General features: G+C 66.9%; 18 protein-coding genes and 1 pseudogene. 13 read left to right on the top strand and 6 right to left on the bottom strand.

The window, feature by feature from the left end; translation table 11 throughout:
• From RMCN_RS31115 to RMCN_RS22050, 8 genes and pseudogenes are all read left to right on the top strand, one after another.
• Positions 1–754: pseudogene (locus RMCN_RS31115) on the top strand (prolipoprotein diacylglyceryl transferase); the annotation flags it as partial.
• Positions 755–829: 75 nt separating this feature from the next.
• Entirely contained in the window at positions 830–2,263 is a 1,434-nt protein-coding gene (locus RMCN_RS22080; protein ID WP_067393720.1) for an HNH endonuclease signature motif containing protein, read from the top strand.
• Between the two features lie 195 nt (positions 2,264–2,458).
• The gene (locus RMCN_RS22075) at positions 2,459–2,872 is read left to right on the top strand and encodes an NINE protein (protein ID WP_067393738.1); all 414 of its coding nucleotides are present in this window, start codon (positions 2,459–2,461) and stop codon (positions 2,870–2,872) included.
• Positions 2,862–3,272, top strand: coding sequence for a DUF2752 domain-containing protein (locus RMCN_RS22070; RefSeq protein WP_064346208.1), 411 nt, complete (start codon positions 2,862–2,864; stop codon positions 3,270–3,272). Before RMCN_RS22075 ends, RMCN_RS22070 begins: the two co-directional genes overlap by 11 nt.
• A gap of 83 nt (positions 3,273–3,355) precedes the next feature.
• Complete coding sequence (gltB, locus tag RMCN_RS22065) at positions 3,356–7,897, top strand: glutamate synthase large subunit (protein WP_067393719.1); 4,542 nt, start codon at positions 3,356–3,358, stop codon at positions 7,895–7,897.
• Positions 7,890–9,398: a glutamate synthase subunit beta gene (locus tag RMCN_RS22060; RefSeq protein WP_067393718.1), complete on the top strand. Its 1,509-nt coding sequence runs from the start codon at positions 7,890–7,892 to the stop codon at positions 9,396–9,398. The genes gltB and RMCN_RS22060 overlap by 8 nt, the downstream gene beginning before the upstream one ends.
• Before the next feature lie 26 nt (positions 9,399–9,424).
• On the top strand, positions 9,425–10,843 hold the full coding sequence (gene pyk, locus RMCN_RS22055; RefSeq protein ID WP_067393717.1) for a pyruvate kinase: 1,419 nt from the start codon (positions 9,425–9,427) through the stop codon (positions 10,841–10,843).
• Positions 10,840–11,700 carry an acyl-CoA thioesterase II gene (locus RMCN_RS22050; RefSeq protein ID WP_067393716.1) on the top strand — a complete coding sequence of 287 codons (861 nt, stop codon included), beginning with the start codon at positions 10,840–10,842 and terminating at the stop codon, positions 11,698–11,700. The genes pyk and RMCN_RS22050 overlap by 4 nt, the downstream gene beginning before the upstream one ends.
• Here RMCN_RS22050 and RMCN_RS22045 read toward each other — a convergent pair whose 3' ends face one another.
• The 6 genes from RMCN_RS22045 to RMCN_RS22020 all read right to left on the bottom strand — a co-directional run bounded on the left by RMCN_RS22045 (position 11,701) and on the right by RMCN_RS22020 (position 18,489).
• Positions 11,701–12,246, bottom strand: coding sequence for a DUF4190 domain-containing protein (locus tag RMCN_RS22045; protein ID WP_067393713.1), 546 nt, complete (start codon positions 12,244–12,246; stop codon positions 11,701–11,703).
• A complete protein-coding gene (locus RMCN_RS22040; protein ID WP_067393711.1) occupies positions 12,243–13,733 on the bottom strand; it encodes an ATP-binding cassette domain-containing protein in 1,491 nt (496 codons plus the stop codon). Before RMCN_RS22040 ends, RMCN_RS22045 begins: the two co-directional genes overlap by 4 nt.
• Positions 13,726–15,276: a thiol reductant ABC exporter subunit CydD gene (gene cydD, locus RMCN_RS22035; RefSeq protein WP_067393735.1), complete on the bottom strand. Its 1,551-nt coding sequence runs from the start codon at positions 15,274–15,276 to the stop codon at positions 13,726–13,728. The genes RMCN_RS22040 and cydD overlap by 8 nt, the downstream gene beginning before the upstream one ends.
• A gap of 23 nt (positions 15,277–15,299) precedes the next feature.
• Positions 15,300–16,340, bottom strand: a complete 1,041-nt coding sequence (cydB, locus tag RMCN_RS22030) for a cytochrome d ubiquinol oxidase subunit II (RefSeq protein ID WP_067393709.1) — start codon at positions 16,338–16,340, stop codon at positions 15,300–15,302.
• A gap of 29 nt (positions 16,341–16,369) precedes the next feature.
• Positions 16,370–17,824 (bottom strand): cytochrome ubiquinol oxidase subunit I, encoded by a 1,455-nt coding sequence (locus RMCN_RS22025; RefSeq protein WP_067393708.1) that lies wholly within the window; start codon positions 17,822–17,824, stop codon positions 16,370–16,372.
• Positions 17,825–17,886: 62 nt separating this feature from the next.
• Positions 17,887–18,489, bottom strand: coding sequence for an HdeD family acid-resistance protein (locus RMCN_RS22020; RefSeq protein WP_067393706.1), 603 nt, complete (start codon positions 18,487–18,489; stop codon positions 17,887–17,889).
• Between the two features lie 255 nt (positions 18,490–18,744).
• Between RMCN_RS22020 and RMCN_RS22015 the strand changes: the two genes are divergently transcribed.
• Genes RMCN_RS22015 through RMCN_RS21995 form a run of 5 tightly spaced genes read left to right on the top strand, consistent with a single transcriptional unit; the run spans position 18,745 to position 23,053 of the window.
• Positions 18,745–19,593, top strand: coding sequence for an ABC transporter substrate-binding protein (locus RMCN_RS22015; RefSeq protein WP_082681015.1), 849 nt, complete (start codon positions 18,745–18,747; stop codon positions 19,591–19,593).
• Between the two features lie 11 nt (positions 19,594–19,604).
• Entirely contained in the window at positions 19,605–20,537 is a 933-nt protein-coding gene (locus tag RMCN_RS22010; protein WP_064416189.1) for an amino acid ABC transporter permease, read from the top strand.
• A gap of 5 nt (positions 20,538–20,542) precedes the next feature.
• Complete coding sequence (locus RMCN_RS22005) at positions 20,543–21,295, top strand: amino acid ABC transporter ATP-binding protein (RefSeq protein WP_064416311.1); 753 nt, start codon at positions 20,543–20,545, stop codon at positions 21,293–21,295.
• Between the two features lie 4 nt (positions 21,296–21,299).
• Positions 21,300–22,427, top strand: a complete 1,128-nt coding sequence (gene macS, locus RMCN_RS22000; protein WP_201028909.1) for a MacS family sensor histidine kinase — start codon at positions 21,300–21,302, stop codon at positions 22,425–22,427.
• Positions 22,400–23,053 carry a response regulator gene (locus tag RMCN_RS21995; RefSeq protein ID WP_064346222.1) on the top strand — a complete coding sequence of 218 codons (654 nt, stop codon included), beginning with the start codon at positions 22,400–22,402 and terminating at the stop codon, positions 23,051–23,053. Before macS ends, RMCN_RS21995 begins: the two co-directional genes overlap by 28 nt.
• Positions 23,054–23,062 lie beyond the last annotated feature (9 nt).

The following is a 23,062-nucleotide window of genomic DNA, read 5'->3' as shown; positions in this document are numbered from 1 at the left end:
CGAGGCCGGGCAGGCGTCCGATGCCGGCGGTGTCGGTGCGGTCGAAGGTGAAGAAGCCAGCGACGCGCTCGCGGATGCCGCTGAGGCACACGAGGCCGCGATTGAGGGCGAGGCTGCAGCCGAGGAGTTGGCCGACGAGGCGGAGGCTCAAGCCGACGAGCCCGCTGAGGCGACTGACTCCGGTGAGCCGACCGAAGCTGCGGTTAAGGGCGAGGCAGCAGCCGAGGAGTTGGCCGACGAGGCCGAGGCTCAAGCCGACGAAGCCGGTGAGCCACCCGCCGAAGGTGAGGCGGTAGCCGAAGAGCTGGCGCGAGCGGCCGAGGCGCAAGCCGAGGAGTCGATCGACCAGGCATCGGCAGGTGCCGAGGCAGAGGGCGATGGCACGGCGGAAGGCCAGGAGGAGACTGACTCCGGTGAGCCTGCCGAGGTCGGTGGTGTGGGCACGGTCGAGAGCGAGGAGGCCAGCGACGCACTCGCCGACGCCGCTGAGGCGCACGAGTCCGCCGTCGAGGGTGAGGCGACTGCCGCGGAGCTAGCCGACGAAGCGGAGGCCGAAGCCACGGAGCCGACCGACGCGCAAGCGACGGAAGATGCCGCGACAGCCCAGGAATCGCCCGAAGAAGCCGACACTGCCGAGGTCAGCGGTGTGGGTGCCGTCGAGGGTGAAGCCGCATCCGAAGAGCCCGCAGACAATGCCGAGAACTCGGACGGCGGGCGAGTGCGCAAGTGGCTGCGCCGCCGCCGGAGGGGCTAGACAATTTTCCGGGTTTCCCCCAGCTCATCGCTCGAATGTGTCGTCGTGTCATAGGGTCCGAGTAGTATCGAACACATGTTCGAAGATGCTTCCAGCGGCGATCTCCTCACCCTCATGGGTGAAGAGGCTCGCGAGGAGGCTGCGGCGATGGGGCGCAGGCTGGCACTCGTGGCCGAACTCTATGCGCGGCGGGAGAGGGAACATGAGGAAGCGAGGATGTTCTTCACCGACGTTGCGGTCGTCGTAGCGGCAGAGATATCGCCGGTGCAGAACATCAGTCATGCCAGGGCACTCGGTCAAGTCCATGCCGCGAAGGCTCTGCGCGAGCGGCTCCCCCGGGTGGCTGAGATCTTTCGGCGGGGGTGGATCGACTACCGGGTAGTGGCCACCATCATGTCGCGTACTCAGAACGTGGAACCAGACATCATGCCCGCGCTCGACGAGGCTCTGGCTGCCAAGGCCGAGAAGTGGATGAAGCTCTCGGGTCCCAAACTGATTGACCGCGTGGACATGTTCGTGACGCGCTTCGACCCAGAGGCTGTGCGGGTGCCGCGCCGATCCGAGAACAATCGCCACGTCGAGATCGAGCCGGGGGACGCCGGAATGGTCTGGCTTACAGGCAATCTGCGCGCCGAGGACGGTGCGGCGCTGAACGCCAGGCTCGACGCTTTGGCCGCCACCGTGTGTGACAACGACCCTCGAACCAAGGATCAGCGCCGCGCTGACGCCTGTGGTCCGCTTTCTCGCATGGAGGCCACACTGCCCTGCGAATGCGGGCTTGACGACTGCCCGGCGGCCGCCGAGCGCGCGGCCGTTGAGACGGCGGTCATCCACTTGCTGGCCGAACAAGGCACTCTCGATGGAACCAGTGACAAACCCGGTTATCTGAAAGGGTTCGGAGTGCTGCCCGCTGAGTCGGTTCGCAGGGTGGCCAAGACCGCGCAATCGAAGCCGTTGGCCGTGCCCACCCCGGAAGCCAAGGGCGGCAATAGCTACCGGCCCAACGTCGCGCTGCGGGAGTTCCTCCAGTGGCGGGACCTGACGTGCCGATGGCCGGGCTGCGACAAGCCGGTGCAACACTGCGACGTTGACCACACCACGCCTTGGCCCCAGGGACCGACGCATCCGTCGAATACCAAGCACTACTGCCGGACTCACCATCTGCTCAAGACGTTCTTCCGTGGGCCACGTGGCTGGACCGAGCGACAACTTCCCGACGGCACAATCGAGTTGATCGCGCCCACGGGTCACCTGTGGCGCACCGAACCTCATGGCGCAAGCATGTTTCCAGCGCTCGGACAGTCGACGGGCGAGCTCGACGTTCCCGCGGATATCTCCGACGACACCGCCAATCGAACCTTGATGATGCCCCGGCGCAAACAGACGCGCGAGGACGACCTTCGCGACCGGATCAAGGCCGAACGCCGTGAGCGCGCCGAATTGATCGCCGAAGAAGAGCGGCAGCGGCAAGCCTGGCTGGCCGCCAACTACCAGCCCCCGCCGTTCTGACACGCCCGGCCGTGAAGAGCCGCGGAACCGTTCCGTCGAAGCTCCAGCGAATCTCCCTGAGCGCCAATCCGTTGACCGATGTCGCCACGACCGCGGGTTGGGCACGCACCCGCGCATGCCTGGGCTACACCCTGGGGCCGATGCGCCACAGAATTCTTACTGACTGGCCCACCCGTGTCTGGCATGCTGGGAGCCATGACGGAGCCGCAGTTCGGTGGTAGTGAGCATGGCAGCACGCCCCCTCAGGAGCCGAATTACCAGCCGCAATACCCGCCCCCGCCCGGCAGCGAGTACGGGCCGCCTCCCGGGGGCTACCCGTCGGCATACGGCGATCCATTGGCCCCCTACGGCCGTCACCCCATCACGGGCGAGCCGTATTCCGACAAGTCCAAACTCATCGCCGGTCTGCTGCAGCTGCTCGGCCTCTTCGGTCTGGTCGGTATCGGCCGCATCTATCTCGGCTACACCGGGTTGGGCGTCGCGCAGTTAGTCGTCGGCCTGGTCACGTGCGGTATCGGCGCCATCATTTGGGGCATCATCGACGCCGTCATGCTGCTCACCGACAAAGTCCGCGATCCACAGGGGCGCCCTCTGCGCGATGGCACCTAGCGCCGGCACGAGCCGCAGACAGCTATACGGCGCGCTCGGCACCGGCGCCGTACTGGCCGGCGCCCTGACGTACGTCGGCATCGCCGACCCGCATCGCCCGGGATTTGTCTTCCCCGCCTGTCCGTTCAAGGCGATCACCGGTTTGGACTGCCCCGCCTGCGGTGGTCTGCGCATGACGCACGACCTACTGCACGGCGACCTTGCCGCAGCGGTCGTCGACAACGTCTACCTGCTCGTCGGCCTTCCCCTCTTGCTGACGTGGCTTCTGATCCGATGGCGTCAGAGCAAACCGCTGATGAACACTCCGCTGATCGTCGTGATTGTCGTCTCGGCCCTGACCTGGACAGTGGCGCGCAATCTGCCCGGATTCCCGCTGGTCCCCACGGTTCTCGACGGGTGAGGCGATAGCCGCGCTGTTACAATCGGCTGCGGGCCGGTGCAGTCCCGGACATGAATTCTTCCGGACTGCGAAGGTGCCCCTCGATGCTGTTTTCGGCATTCCCCGAGCCCCAAGGTCTCTACGACCCCGCCAATGAAGCGGATTCCTGCGGTGTCGCCATGGTTGTCGACATCCAGGGCCGACGCTCGCACTCCATCGTCGCCGACGGATTGACCGCCCTCGAACATCTCGACCACCGCGGTGCCGCCGGCGCCGAGACCAACAGCGGCGACGGCGCCGGCATCCTCATCCAGTTGCCGGTCGAACTGCTGCGCGAAGCGGTCGACTTCGACCTCCCGGCAACCGCACTCGACGGCAGCAACACCTTCGCCGCAGGCATCTGCTTCATGCCTCAGGAGCCCACGGCCCGCGCAGCCGCCCGCGAAACCGTCGAAGCCATCGCCGACGACGAAGGGCTCAAGGTTCTCGGCTGGCGACCCTTGCCGATCGACCCTCTCGGTGCGAACCTCGGCGCCACCGCGATGAGTTGCATGCCTCACATGGAGCAACTGTTCGTCACCTCGACCAGTGAGGTCGGCGGCATCGACCTCGACCGGCGCGTCTATCCGCTCCGCAAGCGGGCCGAGCGCGAAGGCGTCTACTTCCCATCGCTGTCCAGCCGCACCATGGCGTACAAGGGCATGCTGACCACAAAGCAGTTGCCACAGTACTTTTCGGATCTGCGCGACGAGCGTTGCCGCAGTGCCATCGCGATCGTGCACAGCCGGTTCTCGACGAACACGTTCCCGTCATGGCCCTTGGCGCACCCATTCCGCTACGTAGCCCACAACGGGGAGATCAACACCGTCCGCGGCAACCGCAACCGCATGCGCGCGCGGGAGGCGATGCTGGCCAGCGCCAACATTCCCGGCGACCTGACCCGTCTGTTCCCGATCTGCACGCCGGACGCTTCGGACTCTGCCTCCTTCGACGAGGTGCTCGAACTGCTACACCTCGGCGGCCGCAGCCTGCACCACGCCGTGCTGATGATGATTCCCGAGGCCTGGGAGAACAGCACCACCATGGACGACGCCGAGCGTGCCTTCTGGCAGTTCCACGCGTCCATGATGGAGCCGTGGGACGGCCCCGCCTGCGTGACCTTCACCGACGGGACACTCGTCGGGGCGGTGTTGGACCGCAACGGATTACGTCCCGGCCGGTGGTGGCGCACCATCGACGACCGCGTCATCCTCGCCAGCGAGAGCGGCGTGCTCGACGTGCCGTCGGCGCAGATCGTCGCCAAGGGCCGCCTGCAACCGGGCAAGATGTTCCTGGTCGACACCGGCGCCGGACGCATCGTCACCGACGACGAGATCAAGGCGGACCTGTCGGCAAAAGAGCCCTACGGCGAGTGGTTGCACGCCGGACTGCTCGACATCGCCACCCTGCCCGACCGCACCCGCGTGCAGCCCAATCACGCCAACGTCGTCAAGCGCCAGATCGCCTTCGGTTACACCGAAGAGGATCTGCGCGTACTGCTCACACCGATGGCCGCCTCCGGGACAGAACCGCTCGGGTCCATGGGCACCGACACTCCGACCGCGGTCCTCTCACAACGATCACGGCTTCTCTACGACTACTTCGTCGAACTCTTCGCACAGGTCACCAACCCGCCCCTGGATGCCATCCGCGAGGAGATCGTCACATCTATGGCCCGCATCATGGGGCCCGAACAGAACCTGCTCGAACCGTCCGCGGCTTCATGTCGCCAGATCGTCCTGCGCTGGCCGGTTCTCGACAACGACGAACTCAACAAGATCGTTCACATCAACGACGACGGTGAACATCCGGGACTACGGACCACCGTGCTCAAGGCCCTCTACGACGTCGAACGCGGCGGTGAAGGGCTCGCCGAGGCTCTCGAGGACCTTCGCGCGAAGGCCTGTGAGGCGATCGCCAAAGGTGCACGGACGCTGGTCATCTCCGATCGCGACTCTGACCACACCCGTGCGCCGATTCCCTCGCTGCTGGCCGTCTCGGCCGTGCACCACCACCTCGTGCGCACCAAGGAACGCACCACGGTTGCGCTGGTCGTCGAGAGTGGCGACGCCCGCGAGGTGCACCACATCGCGATGCTCATCGGCTTCGGCGCCGCCGCGGTCAACCCGTACCTAGCCTTCGAGTCGATCGAGGACCTGGTTCGCGAAGGCGAACTCACCGGCATCGAACCCGCCGCCGCAGTGCGCAACTACTGCAAGGCCCTCGGCAAGGGCGTCATGAAGGTGATGAGCAAGATGGGCATCTCCACGGTCGCCTCGTATACGGCCGCGCAGGCCTTCGAGGCGGTCGGCATCGACAAAGACGTCCTCGACGAGTACTTCACCGACACTCCCAGCCAACTCGGTGGTGTCGGCCTCGACGTCATCGCCGAAGAGGTCAAACAGCGCCACCGCCGGGCCTACCCGGAAAATCCGACCGAGCGCGTGCACCGACGCCTCGAGGTCGGCGGCGACTACGCGTTCCGTCGGGAAGGCGAATTACATCTGTTCACACCCGAAGTCGTCTTCCTGCTGCAACATTCGACCCGCACCGCGCGCCACGACATCTTCCAGCAGTACTCCGACGAAGTGGACCGCCTCAGCCGCGAAGGCGGAACGCTGCGCGGGCTGTTCGAGTTCAAGAAGGTCAGACCGCCGGTACCGCTCGACGAGGTGGAACCCGTCGAGGAAATCCTCAAGCGATTCAACACCGGCGCCATGAGCTACGGCTCCATCTCGGCCGAGGCCCACGAGACGATGGCGATCGCGATGAACAATCTCGGCGGTCGTTCGAACTCGGGTGAGGGTGGCGAGGACACCGATCGGCTCTACGACCCCCAGCGTCGCAGCGCGGTCAAGCAGGTCGCCTCCGGCCGTTTCGGCGTCACCAGTGACTACCTGGTGAACGCGACGGACATCCAGATCAAGATGGCCCAAGGGGCGAAACCCGGTGAGGGCGGTCAACTCCCGGGTTTCAAGGTGTATCCCAACATCGCCAAGACACGACACTCCACGCCCGGGGTCGGCCTCATCTCACCGCCACCACATCACGACATCTACTCCATCGAGGATCTCGCGCAGCTGATCCACGACCTCAAGAACGCCAACGACCAGGCGCGCATCCACGTCAAGCTCGTCAGCAGCGTCGGCGTGGGAACCGTCGCCGCAGGCGTGTCCAAGGCCCACGCCGACGTCGTGCTCATCTCGGGCTACGACGGCGGCACCGGAGCCGCACCCCTGACCAGCCTCAAACACGCCGGCGTGCCGTGGGAGATCGGACTGGCCGAGACCCAGCAGACGTTGATGCTCAATGGGTTACGCGACCGGATCACCGTGCAGTGCGACGGTGGCATGCGCACCGCACGTGATGTCGTCGTCGCCGCGCTGCTCGGCGCCGAGGAGTACGGTTTCGCGACCGCCCCGCTGATCGTGTCGGGCTGCATCATGATGCGGGTCTGCCACCTCGACACCTGCCCGGTCGGCGTCGCCACGCAGAACCCGGAACTGCGCGCCCGGTTCACCGGCAAGCCCGAGTTCGTGGAGAACTTCTTTCGCTTCATCGCCGACGACATCCGTAAGTACCTGGCGGAGCTCGGATTCCGGACTCTCGACGAGGCGATCGGACACGCCGAGCTGCTCGACACCGACAAGGGCGTCGAGCATTGGAAGACCCGCGGCCTGGACCTCTCACCGATCTTCGCCGTGCCGAACGACGCGCACACGGGGCAACCCGCGCCCCGCCGCAAGGTCCGCGAGCAGTACCACGCGCTGGACCAGGCGCTCGACCAGACGCTGATCCAGCTCGCCGAGGGCGCACTCGAGGACGCCCATACCGTGCGGCTCGAACTGCCCATCCGCAACGTCAACCGAACCGTCGGCACACTGCTGGGCGCCGAAGTGACCCGTCGCTACGGTGCGCAGGGCCTGCCCGACGGCACCATCCACATCACCCTTTCCGGCTCGGCCGGCCAATCGCTCGGTGCGTTCCTGCCGCCCGGTATCACCCTGGAGCTCGTCGGGGACGCCAACGACTACGTCGGAAAGGGCTTGTCCGGCGGCCGGATCGTCGTGCGACCGCCCGATGACGTGCTGTTCCTGGCTGAGGACAACGTGATCGCCGGAAACACGCTGCTGTTCGGCGCGACGTCGGGGGAGGTGTACCTGCGCGGCCGCGCCGGCGAACGTTTCGCCGCCCGGAACTCGGGTGCGCTGACGGTCGTCGAGGGTGTCGGCGACCACGCGTGTGAGTACATGACCGGTGGCCGGGTCGTCGTCCTCGGCAAGACCGGCCGAAACATGGCCGCGGGCATGTCCGGCGGCATCGCCTTCGTCCTCGGCCTGGATCCCAGACGGGTCAACACCGAAATGGTGGAGTTGCAGCGCCTCGACCCGGAAGATCTCGCCTGGCTGCGCGACGTGATCTCGCGGCACGCCCAGTACACCGGAAGCAGCCTGGCGACCTCGCTGCTGTCGGACTGGCCCAGGCGCAGCACACAGTTCACCAAAATCATGCCCCGCGACTACCAGCGCGTCCTGCAGGCCACTCTCACCGCCAAGCGCGAAGGGCGCGACGTCGACACTGCGATCATGGAGGCCAGCCGTGGCTGATCCCACCGGATTCCTCAAAGTTCCGAAGGTCGAGGCGGCCAAACGTCCCGTCGACGAACGCGTCGGGGACTGGCGCGAAGTCTACGAGCAGCAGGACCCGAACCGGCGCGCCGCGGAGGTGTCCGAGCAGGCCCGGCGATGCATGGACTGCGGAATTCCGTTCTGCCACTCGGGAAGTGCGGGCTGCCCTCTGGGCAACCTGATTCCGGAATGGAACGATCTGGTGCGCCGCGGCAGATGGGACGCGGCCAGCGACCGCCTGCACGCCACCAACAACTTCCCGGAGTTCACCGGCCGGTTGTGCCCGGCGCCGTGCGAGGCGGCGTGCGTGCTGTCGATCTCCGAGGAGCAGACCGGCGGCAGCGTCACGATCAAGCGCATCGAGCAGACCATCGCCGACCACGCGTGGCTCAACGGCCAGGTGGAACCGCAACCGGCGGCCATCGCCTCCGGTAAGCGTGTCGCGATCGTCGGCTCGGGCCCGGCGGGACTGGCTGCGGCACAACAGCTCACCCGCGCCGGCCACGAAGTGACCGTCTACGAGCGCGACGACCGCATCGGCGGGTTGATGCGCTACGGCATCCCCGAATACAAACTCGAGAAGGCGACGCTCGATCAGCGGCTGGCTCAGATGCGCGCGGAGGGAACGCGATTCGTCACCGAGACCGAAGTCGGCGTCGACGTCTCCGTCGAGCAGCTCCGGGCGCAGTACGACGCCGTCGTGCTCGCCGTCGGTGCATTGCGTGCGCGCGACTACGAAGTCGAGGGGCGCCACCTCGAGGGCGTCCACCTGGCGATGGAGCACCTCGTTCCCGCGAACAAGGAATGCGAGGGCGACGGACCCAGCACAATCAGCGCGAAAGGCAAGCACGTCGTGATCATCGGAGGCGGTGACACCGGCGCCGACTGCCTGGGCACCGCGCACCGACAGGGCGCGCTGTCGGTCACGCAACTCGACTACAACCCCGAACCGCCCGAAACCCGCGACGAATCGCGCACACCGTGGCCGACCTGGCCCATCGTGCTGCGCACCCGCCTCTCACCGGCGCACGCCGAGGGCGGTCACCGGCGCTATGAGGTTGCGGTCCAGCGATTCGTCGGCGACGGCAGCGGTCGCCTCCGCGCGCTGGAGATCGCCGAGGTCACGGTCGAGCGTGACGCTCAGGGCCGTCGCGTCATCACTCCGGTCGGCGAACCGATCGAAATTCCCTGTGAACTCGCCTTGCTGGCCATCGGTTTCGAGGGCGTGGAGCGCATGCCGCTCCTCGACGAACTGGGCCTGACGCTCAACGGGCGCGGCGCGCTGCCCTGCGGATCGGACTGGGAGACCGCGTCGCCCGGCGTGTTCGTCTGCGGCGACGCCCATCGCGGCGCCTCGCTGATCGTGTGGGCGATCGCGGAGGGCCGCAGCGCCGCGCATGCGGTCGACACGTTCCTGATGGGGGAGTCGGATCTGCCCGCCCCGGTGACCCCGGGCGCGCTTCCGCTGGCCGTCGTCTGAATCGATAACGACTATGCTCGAGTGTCGTGAATAGACGCGGAAAGATCGTCTGCACCCTCGGTCCGGCCACCGCGACCGATGACGCCGTCCGTGCGCTGGTCGTTGCGGGAATGGACGTCGCGCGGCTCAATTTCAGCCACGGCGACTATCCCGATCACGAAGCCAACTACAAGCGGGTCCGGTCCGCGTCGGACGCCACCGGCCGGGCCGTCGGCATTCTCGCCGACCTGCAGGGCCCCAAGATCCGCCTCGGCCGATTCAAGGACGGCCCCACCTTCTGGGCCGCCGGGGAGACCGTGCGCATCACCGTCGACGACGTCGAGGGAACGTCGGATCGCGTGTCGACCACCTACAAGCGCCTGGCCGAGGACGCCACCCCCGGCGACCGGGTCCTCGTCGACGACGGAAACGTCGGCCTGGTTGTCGAGAGCATCGAGGGCCGCGACGTCATCTGTACCGTCACCGAGGGCGGCCCGGTCAGCAACAACAAGGGCATGTCGCTTCCCGGGATGAACGTGTCCGCGCCGGCACTGTCCGAGAAGGACATCGACGACCTCGAGTTCGCCCTGCGCCTCGGCGTGGACTTCGTCGCGCTGTCGTTCGTCCGCTCGCCGGCCGACATCGAACTCGTGCACGAGGTGATGGACCGGGTCGGCCGCCGAGTGCCCGTCATCGCCAAACTCGAGAAGCCCGAAGCCATCGACAACCTCGAGGCCGTGGTGCTGGCATTCGATGCGATCATGGTCGCCCGCGGTGACCTCGGCGTGGAGCTACCGCTCGAAGAAGTCCCGCTGGTGCAGAAGCGCGCGATCCAAATGGCAAGGGAGAACGCGAAACCGGTCATCGTCGCGACCCAGATGCTGGAGTCGATGATCGAGAACTCGCGGCCCACCCGCGCCGAGGCGTCCGACGTCGCCAACGCGATCCTCGACGGCACCGACGCAGTGATGCTCTCCGGTGAGACGTCCGTCGGCAAATACCCGCTCGAAGCGGTCAAGACAATGGCGCGCATCATCCATGCGGTCGAGGAGAACTCGGTGGCCGCACCGCCGCTCACGCATGTGCCCCGGACCAAGCGCGGCGTCATCTCCTATGCCGCCCGTGACATCGGCGAGCGCCTCGACGCCAAGGCGCTGGTCGCCTACACCCAGTCGGGTGACACGGTGCGCAGGCTCGCGCGGCTGCACACCCCGCTGCCGCTGCTGGCGTTCACCTCGCTGCCGGAGGTGCGCAGCCAGCTCGCGTTGAGTTGGGGCACCGAGACGTTCATCGTGCCGCACATCCAGACCACCGACGGAATGATCCGCCAGGTCGACAAGTCGCTGCTCGAGCTGGGTCGCTACAAGCGAGGGGACCTGGTGGTCGTCATCGCCGGCATTCCGCCGGGCACAGTCGGCTCCACCAACCTGATCCACGTGCACCGGATCGGCGAGGACGACGTGTGACGGCGGATTTCGACGAACTGCTCGCGATACTCGACCTCCGCCAGCTCGCCGACGACATCTACGTCGGCTCCCATCCCAGCAAGAACCCCGTACGCACCTTCGGCGGCCAGATGATGGCGCAGTCGTTCGTGGCGGCCGGGCGCAGCTTGAAGCACCCGACGCCGCCCAGTGCGTTGTCGGCGCACTTCATCGCGGGCGGGGACCCGGAGAAGGATCTCGAGTTCCACGTGGTGCGGCTCCGCGACGAACGCCGGTTCGCCAACCGCCGTATCGACGTCATGCAGGACGGCCAGCTGCTGACCACGGCGATGGTGTCCTTCCTGGCCGGTGGCCGCAGCCTGGAGCACGCGATCGCGCCACCGGACCTGCCCGACCCGGAGTCGGTGCCGCCGGTGGACGAACTGCTGCGCGGCTACGAGGAAGTCGTCCCGCATTTCGTCAACGCGCTGCGGCCCATCGAGTGGCGCTACACCAACGATCCGAGTTGGGTCATGCGCGACAAGGGCGAGAAGCTGCCGCACAACCGGGTGTGGATGAAGGCGCTCGGGCCGATGCCCGACGACCCGGTGCTGCACGCCGCCGCGCTCGTCTATTCCTCGGACACCACCGTGCTCGACTCGATCATCACCACGCACGGCCTGTCATGGGGGTACGACCGGATCTTCGCGGTCACCACGAATCACTCGGTGTGGTTCCACCGGCCTGTGCATTTCGACCAGTGGCTGCTGTACTCCACCGCCTCACCGGTGGCCGCCGACTCCCGTGGCCTGGGCACCGGCCACTTCTTCGATCGGTCCGGTCAGCCGGTCGCCACCGTGGTGCAGGAGGGGATCGTCAAGTACTTCCCGCCCCGCTGACTACGGCGTCGGCGTGATCGTCACGTCGAACTGATCCTCGACACGGTGCTGGAACTCCTCGGCGCACTGCTGCACCGCGTCCTGGTCGTTGCCCGCGCGCGAAATGCAGTCGATGTAGTCGCTGCCGCCCACCTCGTTGAAACCCCAAACGGCCAACCAGATGACGACGATGGCTTCGATGATGCTCAAGAAGCCGAGCACGATGCCGGCCACGGCGATACCGCCGTTGGTGGCCTCACCGCGCTTGGCCCGTCCCCAGCCGATGAAGCCGAGGATCACGGCGACGACGCCGAGCACTACGCCGCCGAAGACGGACAGCAGCGCGATGATTGCGACCACCAGGGCTGCGATGCCGATGCCGTTCTTGGGGGCGCTCGCCGGCGGTGGATAGCCGTAACCCTGCGGCGGAGGCGGGGGATAACCACCTGGATAAGCCCCGTACTGCGGCTGTGACGGCGGCGGCGACTGCGCCGGTGGCGGTGGCGGTGGCGGTGGTGACTGGGGTGGCGTTTGCGGTGGCGTCTCGGGCTTCTCCGGCTCGCTCATGCCGAGGAGGTTACTCCGCGACCAGCGAGAATGACGGTAGGACACTCAAGGTGCTCGGGCAGATGATGGGTGGCGACGACGACCGCGCGGTCGGCACCGAACAGCGCACCGGGAGTGAGCAGGTCGACCAGAATCTGGTCGGCGTCGGCGGCGTCCAGATGCTCGGTAGGTTCGTCGAGCAACACCGTTGCGGCCGTGGTCAGAAGAGCGCGCGCCAACAGCAAACGCCGACGCTGTCCGGCGGATACGGCGGCGGCCCCGCCGGACAGCACCGTGGACAGCCCCTCCGGCAACGTGTCCAGCCAGTCGCGCAGACCCACGCGCGCTATCGCGGCCCGGATCTCGTCGTCACTCGCATCACCGCGAGCCACCAACAGGTTGTCCCGCACGGTGGTGGCGAACAGGTGGGCGTCTTCTGCGACGAAGACTGCGGACGGGTCGCTCCCGGCCATCGAGAGCATCAGCGTGGTCTTGCCCGATCCGCTCGGGCCCACGATCGCGAGGCGGTCACCGGGCGTCACAGACACCTCGGGAACGGCCGGTCGCTCGCGCGGTGAATCGATCGGTTCGGTGATCTCGGCGAGCCGGCGCGCCGCGATACGCGACCTTGTCAGCTGCACCGCAGCCGCCGGCAATGCCGCGCTCGCCTCGAACGCCGACAGCGGTAACAGCATCAGGATCGCGAGCGTCGTCGGTGCGACCGAGTCGGCGATCGCGATCGCAGCGATCACGGCGCCGAACACGCTGGCGCCGATCGCCGCGGTCGATGCCGCGGCCGCCACCGCCGCGGGGGCCGCCGCCGTGTCGATGGCCCGTCCCCAGGTACGGTGTCGACTCTCGGATTCGGCGAGTACCGCGTCGAGACGTCCGCCGACACGTAGCTCCGGAGCGTGCTCGAGAGCACGCATGACCGCAACATCTCGCCCCGAATGATGTTGTGTGGCAGCGACTTCCGTCGCCTCAGCGGCGCGGGCGGCCATCGCGGGCGCGAGGACGCCCGCGATCAGCAGGCACAGCGCCAGGACGATCGCCGCCTCGAGGGAGATGAGACCGATGCCGACGACTGCGGCCAGTCCGAGCACGGCCGCCACCGCGATCGGCAGCATCGCCCGCACCACGACGTCGGAGAGGTCGTCGACCGACGCGCCGATCCGTGCCACCAGTTCACCGCTGGGCATCCGCATCGCGGTGTCGGCAGGCGCTTCGGCCAGGCTGCGGTACAGCGCCTCACGGGTATCGGCAGCGCACCGCAGCGCCGTGTCGTGTGACGCCAGCCGCTGGCAGTACCCCAGCACCCCGCGAGAGATACCGAGCGCGCGCACCGCGACGACTGCGACGGTGAGGTCCAGCACCGGCGGCATCTGCCACGCCCTCGTGATCAGCCACGCCGAAATCGCGGCCAACGCCAGCGCGCTGCCCAGCGACAGGACCCCGAGCAGGACCGCGAGCGCAAATCGACCCAGCCGGGCCCTCGGCAGTTCACGCATCGGCGAGCTCCCGCATGAAGAGCACGCGGTCACCGATCGCGCGCACCGGATCGCGGTGGCCGACCACCAGCACCGTGGCGCCGGCACGGGCCCGCGCCACGATCGCGTCGAGCACACGGGCTTCCATCGCCGCATCGAGGTGAGACGTCGGCTCGTCGAGCAGGAGCACCGGCGCCGCCGAGCCCAGCGTCCGGGCCAGCCCGAGGCGCTGGCGTTGTCCGAGCGACAGCCCCGTACCGTCGCGGCCGAGCACGGTGTCCAGCCCTTCGGGGAGCGATGCGATAACTTCGTCGAAACCCGCTGAGCGACAAGCCTCGTCGAGGTCTGCGATCGGCCCCAACAACTCGAGGTTGTCGCGGACGCTGCCCGGTACCAGCATCGGACGGTGCGGCAGCCAGGAGACCTGGCGCCACCATGACGGCAGGTCGAGGTCACCGACATCGATCCCGTCGATCGACACCTCGCCGGGATGCAGCCCGAGGATCATGTGCAACAGCGTCGACTTGCCGACACCGTTGGGACCGGTCAGCACCGTCACCCGCCCCGGCTCCACATCCTCGTCGAGCGCCCCGAGGTGAATGGTCGCCCCGGCCGCCTGAACGGTCCGGGCTGCCGCCGGTCGGCGCGGCAGCTTGTCGAGAAGCCGGAGTGCGGCCTCGGCCGCCGTCTTGCCGTCCTGGGCGGCGTGGAACTCCACGCCGACGCGGCGAAGCGGCCAGAACACCTCCGGCGCGAGCAGCAGCGCGGTGAGGCCCGCGGTCAATGTCATCTCGTCGAATACCAGCCGTAGGCCGATGCCGACCGCGACCAGCGCGACGCCCAACGTGGCCAGCAGTTCGAGAACCAAAGCGGACAGGAAGGCCATCCGCAGGGTGCCCATCGTCGAACGACGATGCGCCGCAGCCAGTTCGGTGATGCGGTCCACGGAGCCGTCGAGCCGCCCCAACCCCCGCAGCGTCGGTATGCCCGCCACCAGGTCGAGCATCCGCGACTGCAGCGTGCTCATTGCCGCCAAGGCGGCCTGCGAGCGTTCCCTGGTCAGCAGCCCGATCAACACCATGAATATCGGAATGAGCGGCAGTGCGATCAGAACGATGAGCGCCGAACGCCAGTCGACCGCGGCGATCACCAGCACCGCAGCCGGCGTGAGGATGCCGGCGAGGAACACCGCGGGAAGATAGGCCGTGAGGAAGGGTCGCAAACCGTCGAGGCCCCGGGTGATCAACGCGGCTGTCGTGTCGCGTTCGGCGGCGAGAAGCCGCGGCGGCAACGCCGTCACCGCGCGGAGCACCTGACCGGCCAGGTCGGCGATCACCTGTGTCGCGCCCGTCGAGGCCAGCCTGCTCTGGAGCCAGTGCGCGACGGTACGGATCACCCACAGCCCCAACAGAAGTGCGAGCGGGCCCGCCCAGTGGCGAAGGTGGCGCGTGGCGGGGTCGGTGATCACCCCTGCCACGACGTCGGCGAGCACGACGGCCGCACCGATCGTCGCGCCGGTGATGAGCACCCCGCACAGCACCGATGCGACCAGATAGCGACGCATCGCCGACGAGGTCCGCCACAGGTTCATGTCCGCCGCCGCGTCAGTCCCACCGGCTCGGGGATCCGCTCAGCCGAGATGCGTTGCCGGAACACCCAATACGTCCATCCCTGATACAGCAGAACCAGTGGTGCGAAGATCAGCGCCGCCCAGCTCATGATGGTCAACGTGTACGGACTGGACGCCGCGTTGTCGATCGTCAAGCTGTAGGCGGGATCGATCGTCGACGGCATCAGGTTCGGGTAGAGCACGCCGAACAGCAGAACCACGACCGCCGCGACGGTCACAGTCGTGTACGCGAACGCCCAGCCTTCGCCGATACCGCGCCACACTCGCAGCGTCGCCGCCAGGTGTGCCATAGCCGCCGCGAGAAGCACGAGCCATGTCCAGTCCTTGCCGTGCACCAGCTGCGTCCACAGCCCGAACGACGCCAGGACCGCCGTCACAGGCAGCGCCAGCCGGCCGGCGAATCGCAGCGCTTCTTCGCGCACGGCGCCTTCGGTTTTGAGTGCCACGAACACCGCGCCGTGGAACAGGAACAGTCCCGCGGTGGTCAGGCCGCCCAGCAGTGTGTAACCGTTGATGATATCGCCGATCGAGGTGCGCAACTGCTTGTCGGCGTCGACGGGAAGCCCGCGCACCAGCGCCGCGAACGCCACACCCCACAGCACGGCGGGCACCCACGATCCGACGCCGATGCCGATGTCGGCCCACCGCCGCCAGCCGGGGTCGTCGATCTTGCCGCGCCATTCGATCGCCACGACCCGCAGGATCATCGACAGCAGGATGGCCAGCAGCGGCAGGTACAGACCCGAGAACATCGTCGCGTACCAGTCGGGGAAGGCGGCGAACATGGCCCCGCCGGCGGTGATCAGCCAGACCTCGTTGCCGTCCCAGACGGGCCCGATGGTGTTGAGCACCGCGCGACGTGGCCGCTCGGGATCACCGCCTCCGGCGCGGCCGAACATCCCCATCAGCATGCCGACGCCGAAATCGAAGCCCTCCAGGACGAAGAAGCCGAGGAACAGACCGGCCATCACCACGAACCACAGTTCGGTAAGCGCCATTGCCACCACTCCTCTAGTAAGCGAACGACTCAGTAAGCGAACGACAACGGCGCCACTTCGTCGCTGCCGGGTGGTGGCGGCGCTGCGGGCTCGGAGTCGTGTTCCTGCGGCCCTTCGACCGTGTAGCGGCGGATGAGCCAAAACCAGATCACCGCGAGCGCCGCGTACACCAGCGTGAAGGCCACCAGGGAGAGGACGACCATCCCGACCGGGTGCCCGGAGACGCCGTCGGCGACGGTCAGCCGAATCGTTGGATCCCCCGTCGGATTGGGCACCACCACCCACGGTTGACGGCCCATCTCGGTGAAGATCCATCCGGCGCTGTTGGCCAGGAAGGGCGCGGGCAGCGCGGCCAGGGCGAAGCGGGACAGCCGGCGCGACTGCGGAATCCGGCGACGACGCGTCAGCCACAGCACCGCCACCGCGAAAACCGCTGGTACGGCGAGCAATCCGATCATGGCGCGGAACGACCAGTATGTGACGAACAGGTTGGGCCGGTAGTCGCCCGGTCCGAACTTCTCGACGTACTGGTCCTGAAGGTCCTTGACGCCCTCGAGCCGAACACCGTCGAATTCGCCTTTGGCCAGGAACGGCAGCACGTAGGGCACCTCGATGAGGTGGGTGACGCTGTCGCAATTGTTGTGGGTGCCGACGGTCAATATGGAGAAGTCGGGGTCGGTTGCGGTGTGGCACAGGGATTCTGCAGATGCCATCTTCATCGGCTGCTGTTCGAACATCAGCTTGCCCTGGAAGTCGCCGGTGACGACGAGTCCGAGCGTCGACGCGAGGACGACCAGGCTGCCCATGATCGCCGCCGGCCGGAACATCGTCTGCGCTTCGGAACGCCTGTCGTCTCGCGCGCGGATCATCCACCACACGCACACACCTGCGACGAACGTCCCGGCGGTGAGGAACGCCCCGAACACGGCATGTGTGAACGCGGCGATCGCGGTGTTGTTGGTGAACAGCGCGACGATGCTGGTCAACTCGGCGCGGCCGGTCTCCGGGTTGAACCGGGCGCCGACGGGATGCTGCATCCACGAGTTGGCGGCGATGATGAAGAACGCCGACAGGTTGACCGCGATGGCCACCACCCAGATGCAGGCGAGGTGCACGAGGCGGGGCAGCCGGGTCCACCCGAAGATCCACAGGCCGAGGAACGTCGATTCGAAGAAGAAGGCGGCCAGCCCCTCCATCGCCAACGGTGCGCCGAAAACGTCTCCGACGAACCGCGAGTACTCGCTCCAGTTCATGCCGAACTGGAATTCCTGAACGATGCCGGTGGCCACGCCCAGGGCGAAGTTGATCAGGAACAGCTTGCCGAAAAAGCGCGTGAGGCGGTACCAGGACGAGTTCCCGGTGATCACCCACGCGGTCTGCATGGCGGCGATCAACGGCGCCAGCCCGATGGTCAGCGGGACGAAGATGAAGTGGTAGACGGTCGTGATGCCGAACTGCCACCGCGACACATCGAGTGCGTCCATCTCACCCTCTTCCGTGGCTGTGGCTCCAGCCTACGACAGGGTGTAGTAGACGTCAGTGTGGGTTAGCTCACCGGCTCCTCGGCCGCAGGTGAGGTGGGTGTTCCGGCGTTGTCAAGGTGCTTCGAGGCCTTGCGAATCCCGAAGGCGGACACGATCTCGAAGATGCCGATCACGACCAGCGAGATGCCGGCCACGACCGTCAGAATCGCGAGCGACTCGAACGGCAGCGCGAGCATGACCACGCCGGCGATGAGGCTGATCACCCCGACGAAGATCTCCCAGGCACGACCCGGAAGCGTCGGGTCGCTGATCGCCGAGACCGCCGTCGCCACGCCGCGGAAGATGAAGCCGATGCCGATCCAGATCGCCAGCAGCAGGATCGACTCCTGCAGGCTACGGAAGCACAGCACCGCAAGGACCAGCGCCGCGGCGCCGGAAATGAACAGGAGAACCCGGCCGCCGGCTGATACGTCGAGGCTGAACGCGAAGATCACCTGAGTGATGCCGGCGACCAAGAGGTACGCCCCGAAGAAAATCGCCGCGACCACGATTGTCTTGCCCGGCCACAGCCAGATGAGGACGCCGAGAATGACGGCGAGAAGTCCGGAGACCAGGGTTGTTTTCCACAGATGCCGCATCAGGTTGGGCGGCGCGGTGCTAGTCATGGGCGCAGTGTGGCATAGCCAAACGGAAATGATCGTCGCATTTCGATATCGATTCGGACGTCAGTCGTCAGCCCCGGCGCATGCGCCGTTTGGTTCCCGTGCCCCAGCGTGGCGTCTCTACTACTGTTCCGGTACCGGTGCTGCGCACCGATCCCACGACGCAGAAAGTAGGCATCCGTGTTAAGTGAGTGTCACAACCGTCGAGGTAGATTCTGGCGTTTCGCAGCCGTATTCGCCGCGGCCGGCGCCCTGGCGATGTCGGGATGCGCAAGCGGCGGGGGAGGCGGTGCCGGTGAGGATGCCACCAGTCCGTCGCCCACGGCGCCGGCGGCGAAGGTCGAAGCGATCGCCAATACCGTTCCCGAGGACATCAAGTCGTCCGGAGAGCTGGTCGTCGGTGTCAACATCCCGTACCCGCCCAACGAGTTCAAGGATCCGAGCGGCAAGATCGTCGGCTTCGACGTCGACTTGATGAACGCGATCGCGGCCACCCTGGGATTGACACCGGACTACCGGGAATCGGACTTCGCGAAGATCATCCCGTCGATCCAAGGCGGCACCTACGACGTCGGGATGTCGTCGTTCACCGACACCAAAGAGCGTGAGCAGACTGTCGATTTCGTCACCTACTTCAACGCGGGCACGATGTGGGCGCAGCGGCCGGGATCCTCGATCGACCCGAACAACGCGTGCGGCAAGAAGGTGGCGGTGCAGGCGACCACCACCCAAGAGGCCGAGGAACTTCCGGCGAAGAGTAAGGCGTGCACCGATGCCGGCAAGCCGCCGATCGAGATCGTTCCGTTCGACGGGCAGGACGCCGCCACCAACGCGGTGGTGCTCGGTCAGGTCGACGCGATGTCGGCGGACTCCCCGGTGACCTCGTACGCGATCAAGCAGAGCAACGGCAAGCTCGAACCCGCCGGTGACATCTTCGATTCGGCGCCGTACGGATGGCCGGTGCAGAAGGGGTCGGCCCTCGCGCAGTCACTGCAGAAGGCGCTCGAGCATCTGATCGAAACCGGCACCTACCGCGAGATCGCCGTCAACTGGGGCGTTGAGAACGGGATGATCGACAAACCCGTCATCAACGGCGCGGTCTCGTAGAGGACGTTTCCATGAGCGATGTCGACACGTCATCACCTGATGCCCCTGCCGCCATCGATGCGGTGCCGCTGCGCCATCCGTGGCGGTGGGTGGCGGCGGTCGTCATCGTCATACTCGTCGCCCTGTTCCTCTACGGCGCGGCGACCAACGACTCCTACCGCTGGTCGACGTACTGGGAGTACCTGTTCAACGAACGGGTGTTGACGGTCGGGGTGCTCAACACATTGCAGCTGACCATCTACTCGATGGTTCTCGCGATCGTGCTGGGTGTGCTGCTCGCGGTGATGCGGCTGTCTCCGAACCCGGTGTTGAAAGCCGTTGCGTGGGTGTATCTGTGGATCTTCCGCGGCACCCCGGTGTATGTGCAGCTGGTGTTCTGGGGGTTGTTGCCGACGATCTACCAGAACGTTCAGCTCGGGGTGCCGTTCGGGCCCTCGCTGCTTCAGGTGGACCTGCAGTCGCTGTCGATCCCCTTCCTGCTGGCAATCCTCGGACTGGCGCTGAACGAGGCCGCGTACATGGCCGAGATCATCCGTGCGGGAATCAGTTCCGTGCCCGAGGGGCAGGCCGAGGCCTCGACGGCGCTGGGCATGTCGTGGGGGATGACCATGCGGCGCACCGTGCTTCCGCAGGCGATGCGGGTGATCATCCCACCGACCGGCAACGAGGTGATCAGCATGCTGAAGACCACGTCGCTGGTGACCGCGGTGCCTTTCACGCTTGACTTGTACGGCATCACCTCGCGCGAGATCGCCGCGCGCATCTTCGAACCCGTTCCACTCCTGCTGGTCGCCGCGACGTGGTATTTGGCCATCACCAGCGTGCTCATGGTCGGTCAGTACTACCTGGAGCGTTACTACTCGCGTGGTGCGTCGCGCAAGCTGACCACCAAACAACTCGAGGCATTGGCCAAGGCGCAGACGCTGGGGGAGGCGCACCCGTGACACCGATGGTCAAAGCCGAGGCCGTGTGCAAGAACTTCGGGGCGCTGCAGGTCCTGAAGGGCGTCACGCTCGAGATCGGACGCGGTGAGGTGCTGTGCATGGTCGGACCGTCCGGCTCGGGCAAGTCCACGTTCCTGCGGTGCATCAACCACCTCGAACAGGTCAATGCCGGGCGCCTGTATGTGGACGGGGAGCTGATCGGATACCGGCAGCGGGGCAACAAAATCCACGAGATGCCCCCGCGGGAGGCGGCCCGGCAGCGCCGCGACATCGGCATGGTCTTCCAGCACTTCAACCTGTTTCCCCACCGCACCGTGCTCGAGAACGTCATCGAGGCGCCCATTCACGTCAAACGCGTCAAGAAGGACGAGGCGGTGGCGCGCGCCCGAGACCTGCTCGACCAGGTGGGGCTGACCACCAAAGCCGACGCCTATCCCGCCCAGCTGTCCGGCGGCCAGCAGCAACGTGTCGCGATCGCCCGCGCCCTGGCGATGAGCCCCAAGCTGATGCTCTTCGACGAACCCACCTCGGCACTGGACCCCGAACTTGTCGGTGAAGTCCTCGAAGTGATGAAAACGCTTGCCGCCGAGGGTATGACAATGGTGGTGGTGACACACGAAATGGGGTTCGCCCGCGAGGTGGCCAACCAACTGGTGTTCATGGACGGCGGCGTGGTCGTGGAGAGCGGACCGCCACGCGAAGTGCTGTCCAACCCGAAGCACGAACGCACGAAGGCGTTTCTGTCCAAGGTGCTGTAGACAGATGCCGGCCAATGCCCCGGATCCGGCGACACCGCTGTGGCGGGCCGCCCAGGTCTTCCGACTGCTGAGTTGCCTGTACGCACTCGGATTTCAGGTGTCGGTGAACCCCGACCTGGACCGCCCGGGCGTGGCGTGGACGTTGTTCGCAGTGCTGCTGGGGTTCAGCGCCCTGTGCGCCGTCGCCTATCTGCAGGGGTTCGGCCGACGCCCGGCGTTCGTGCTGGCCGAGATCGGGGTGGTCCTGACGTTGATTCTGTCGACCGAGGTGGTCGCCTCCTCCCAGTGGGCCTTCGACAACCAGTCGTGGCCGACGACGCTGTGGGCCACCAATGCGACGATCTCGGCGGCGATAGTCGCGGGGCCGATCGCGGGCATGTTCACCGGCGTGCTGGTGATGGCCGCGAGCACCGTCGTCAAGGGCTTCATCAACTACGACCTCGGCCGCAACGCGACCATCGTCATCGAACTCGCCGTCGGCCTCGCGGTGGGCATGGCCGCACAGACCGCGCGACGGGCCCATTCCGAATTGGAGCAGGCGACTCGGCTGGCGGCGGCCCATCAGGAGCGCGAACGGCTGTCTCGGGAGGTGCACGACGGCGCCATCCAGGTGCTCGCGCTGGTCTCGCGCCGCGGCCGCGAAATCGGGGGAGCGACAGCCGAACTGGCCGAACTCGCGGGCGAGCAGGAACGTGCGTTGAGGCGGCTGGTCAGCTCCGGTGAGGCCGAACCACGCGTCGGGGCGATGACCGATGTCGGCGCGTTGCTGCAACAGCGCGCGTCTGACCGCGTCTCGGTCAGCCTGCCCGCCGAACCGGTGCTCCTCGACGCTGTCGTCGCCACGGAGTTGTCCGCCGCGGTCGTCAACGCGCTCGACAATGTGGTCGCCCACGCCGGGCCGGGTGCCCATGCCTACGTGCTGCTCGAAGACCTCGGCGACACGATCACGGTGAGCATCCGTGACGACGGCACCGGGATCCCCGAGGGACGGCTCGAGGAAGCGGTGCGCGAAGGCCGCATCGGTGTCGCGAAATCGATTGTCGGACGGATGAACTGGCTGGGTGGCAGCGCCAAGCTGACTTCCGGGCCGGAGAGCGGGACGGAATGGGAACTGACGCTACCCCGACGGTGATGGTGGTCGACGACCATCCCATCTGGCGCGACGCGGTGGCCCGCGACCTCGAAGAGGACGGTTTCACCGTGGTCGCCACCGCCGACGGCGTGGGCGCTGCCCGGCGCCGCGCCGCAGCGGTCCAGCCCGATGTGGTGGTGATGGACATGCGGCTCGCCGACGGTGACGGCGCGCAGGCGACCGCGGAAGTGCTCGCGGTGTCGCCGTCGTCGAAGATCCTCGTGCTCTCGGCATCCGACGAACGAGAGGACGTGCTCGAGGCGGTGAAGGCCGGGGCGACCGGTTACCTGGTGAAGAGCGCATCGAAACAGGAACTCGGCGATGCGGTGCGCGCCACCGCCGAGGGCAGGGCCGTGTTCACCCCGGGCCTGGCTGGCCTGGTGCTCGGCGAGTACCGGCGGATCGCCCAGACCCGGAGCGGGCCGGAAACCCCGAGCCTGACAGAACGGGAGACCGAGATACTTCGCTACGTCGCCAAAGGGCTGACCGCCAAACAGATCGCCGCGCGGCTGTCGCTGAGCCACCGCACCGTCGAGAACCACGTGCAGGCCACGTTCCGCAAGCTGCAGGTCGCCAACCGCGTCGAGTTGGCGCGATACGCGATCGAACACGGGCTCGACGAGTAGTCCTACTCA

The organism is Mycolicibacterium novocastrense, assembly GCF_001570485.1.
Lineage (GTDB): Bacteria > Actinomycetota > Actinomycetes > Mycobacteriales > Mycobacteriaceae > Mycobacterium > Mycobacterium novocastrense.
Note: the sequence above shows the minus strand (reverse complement) of the source record. Positions and strands in the feature narration are given on the sequence as shown.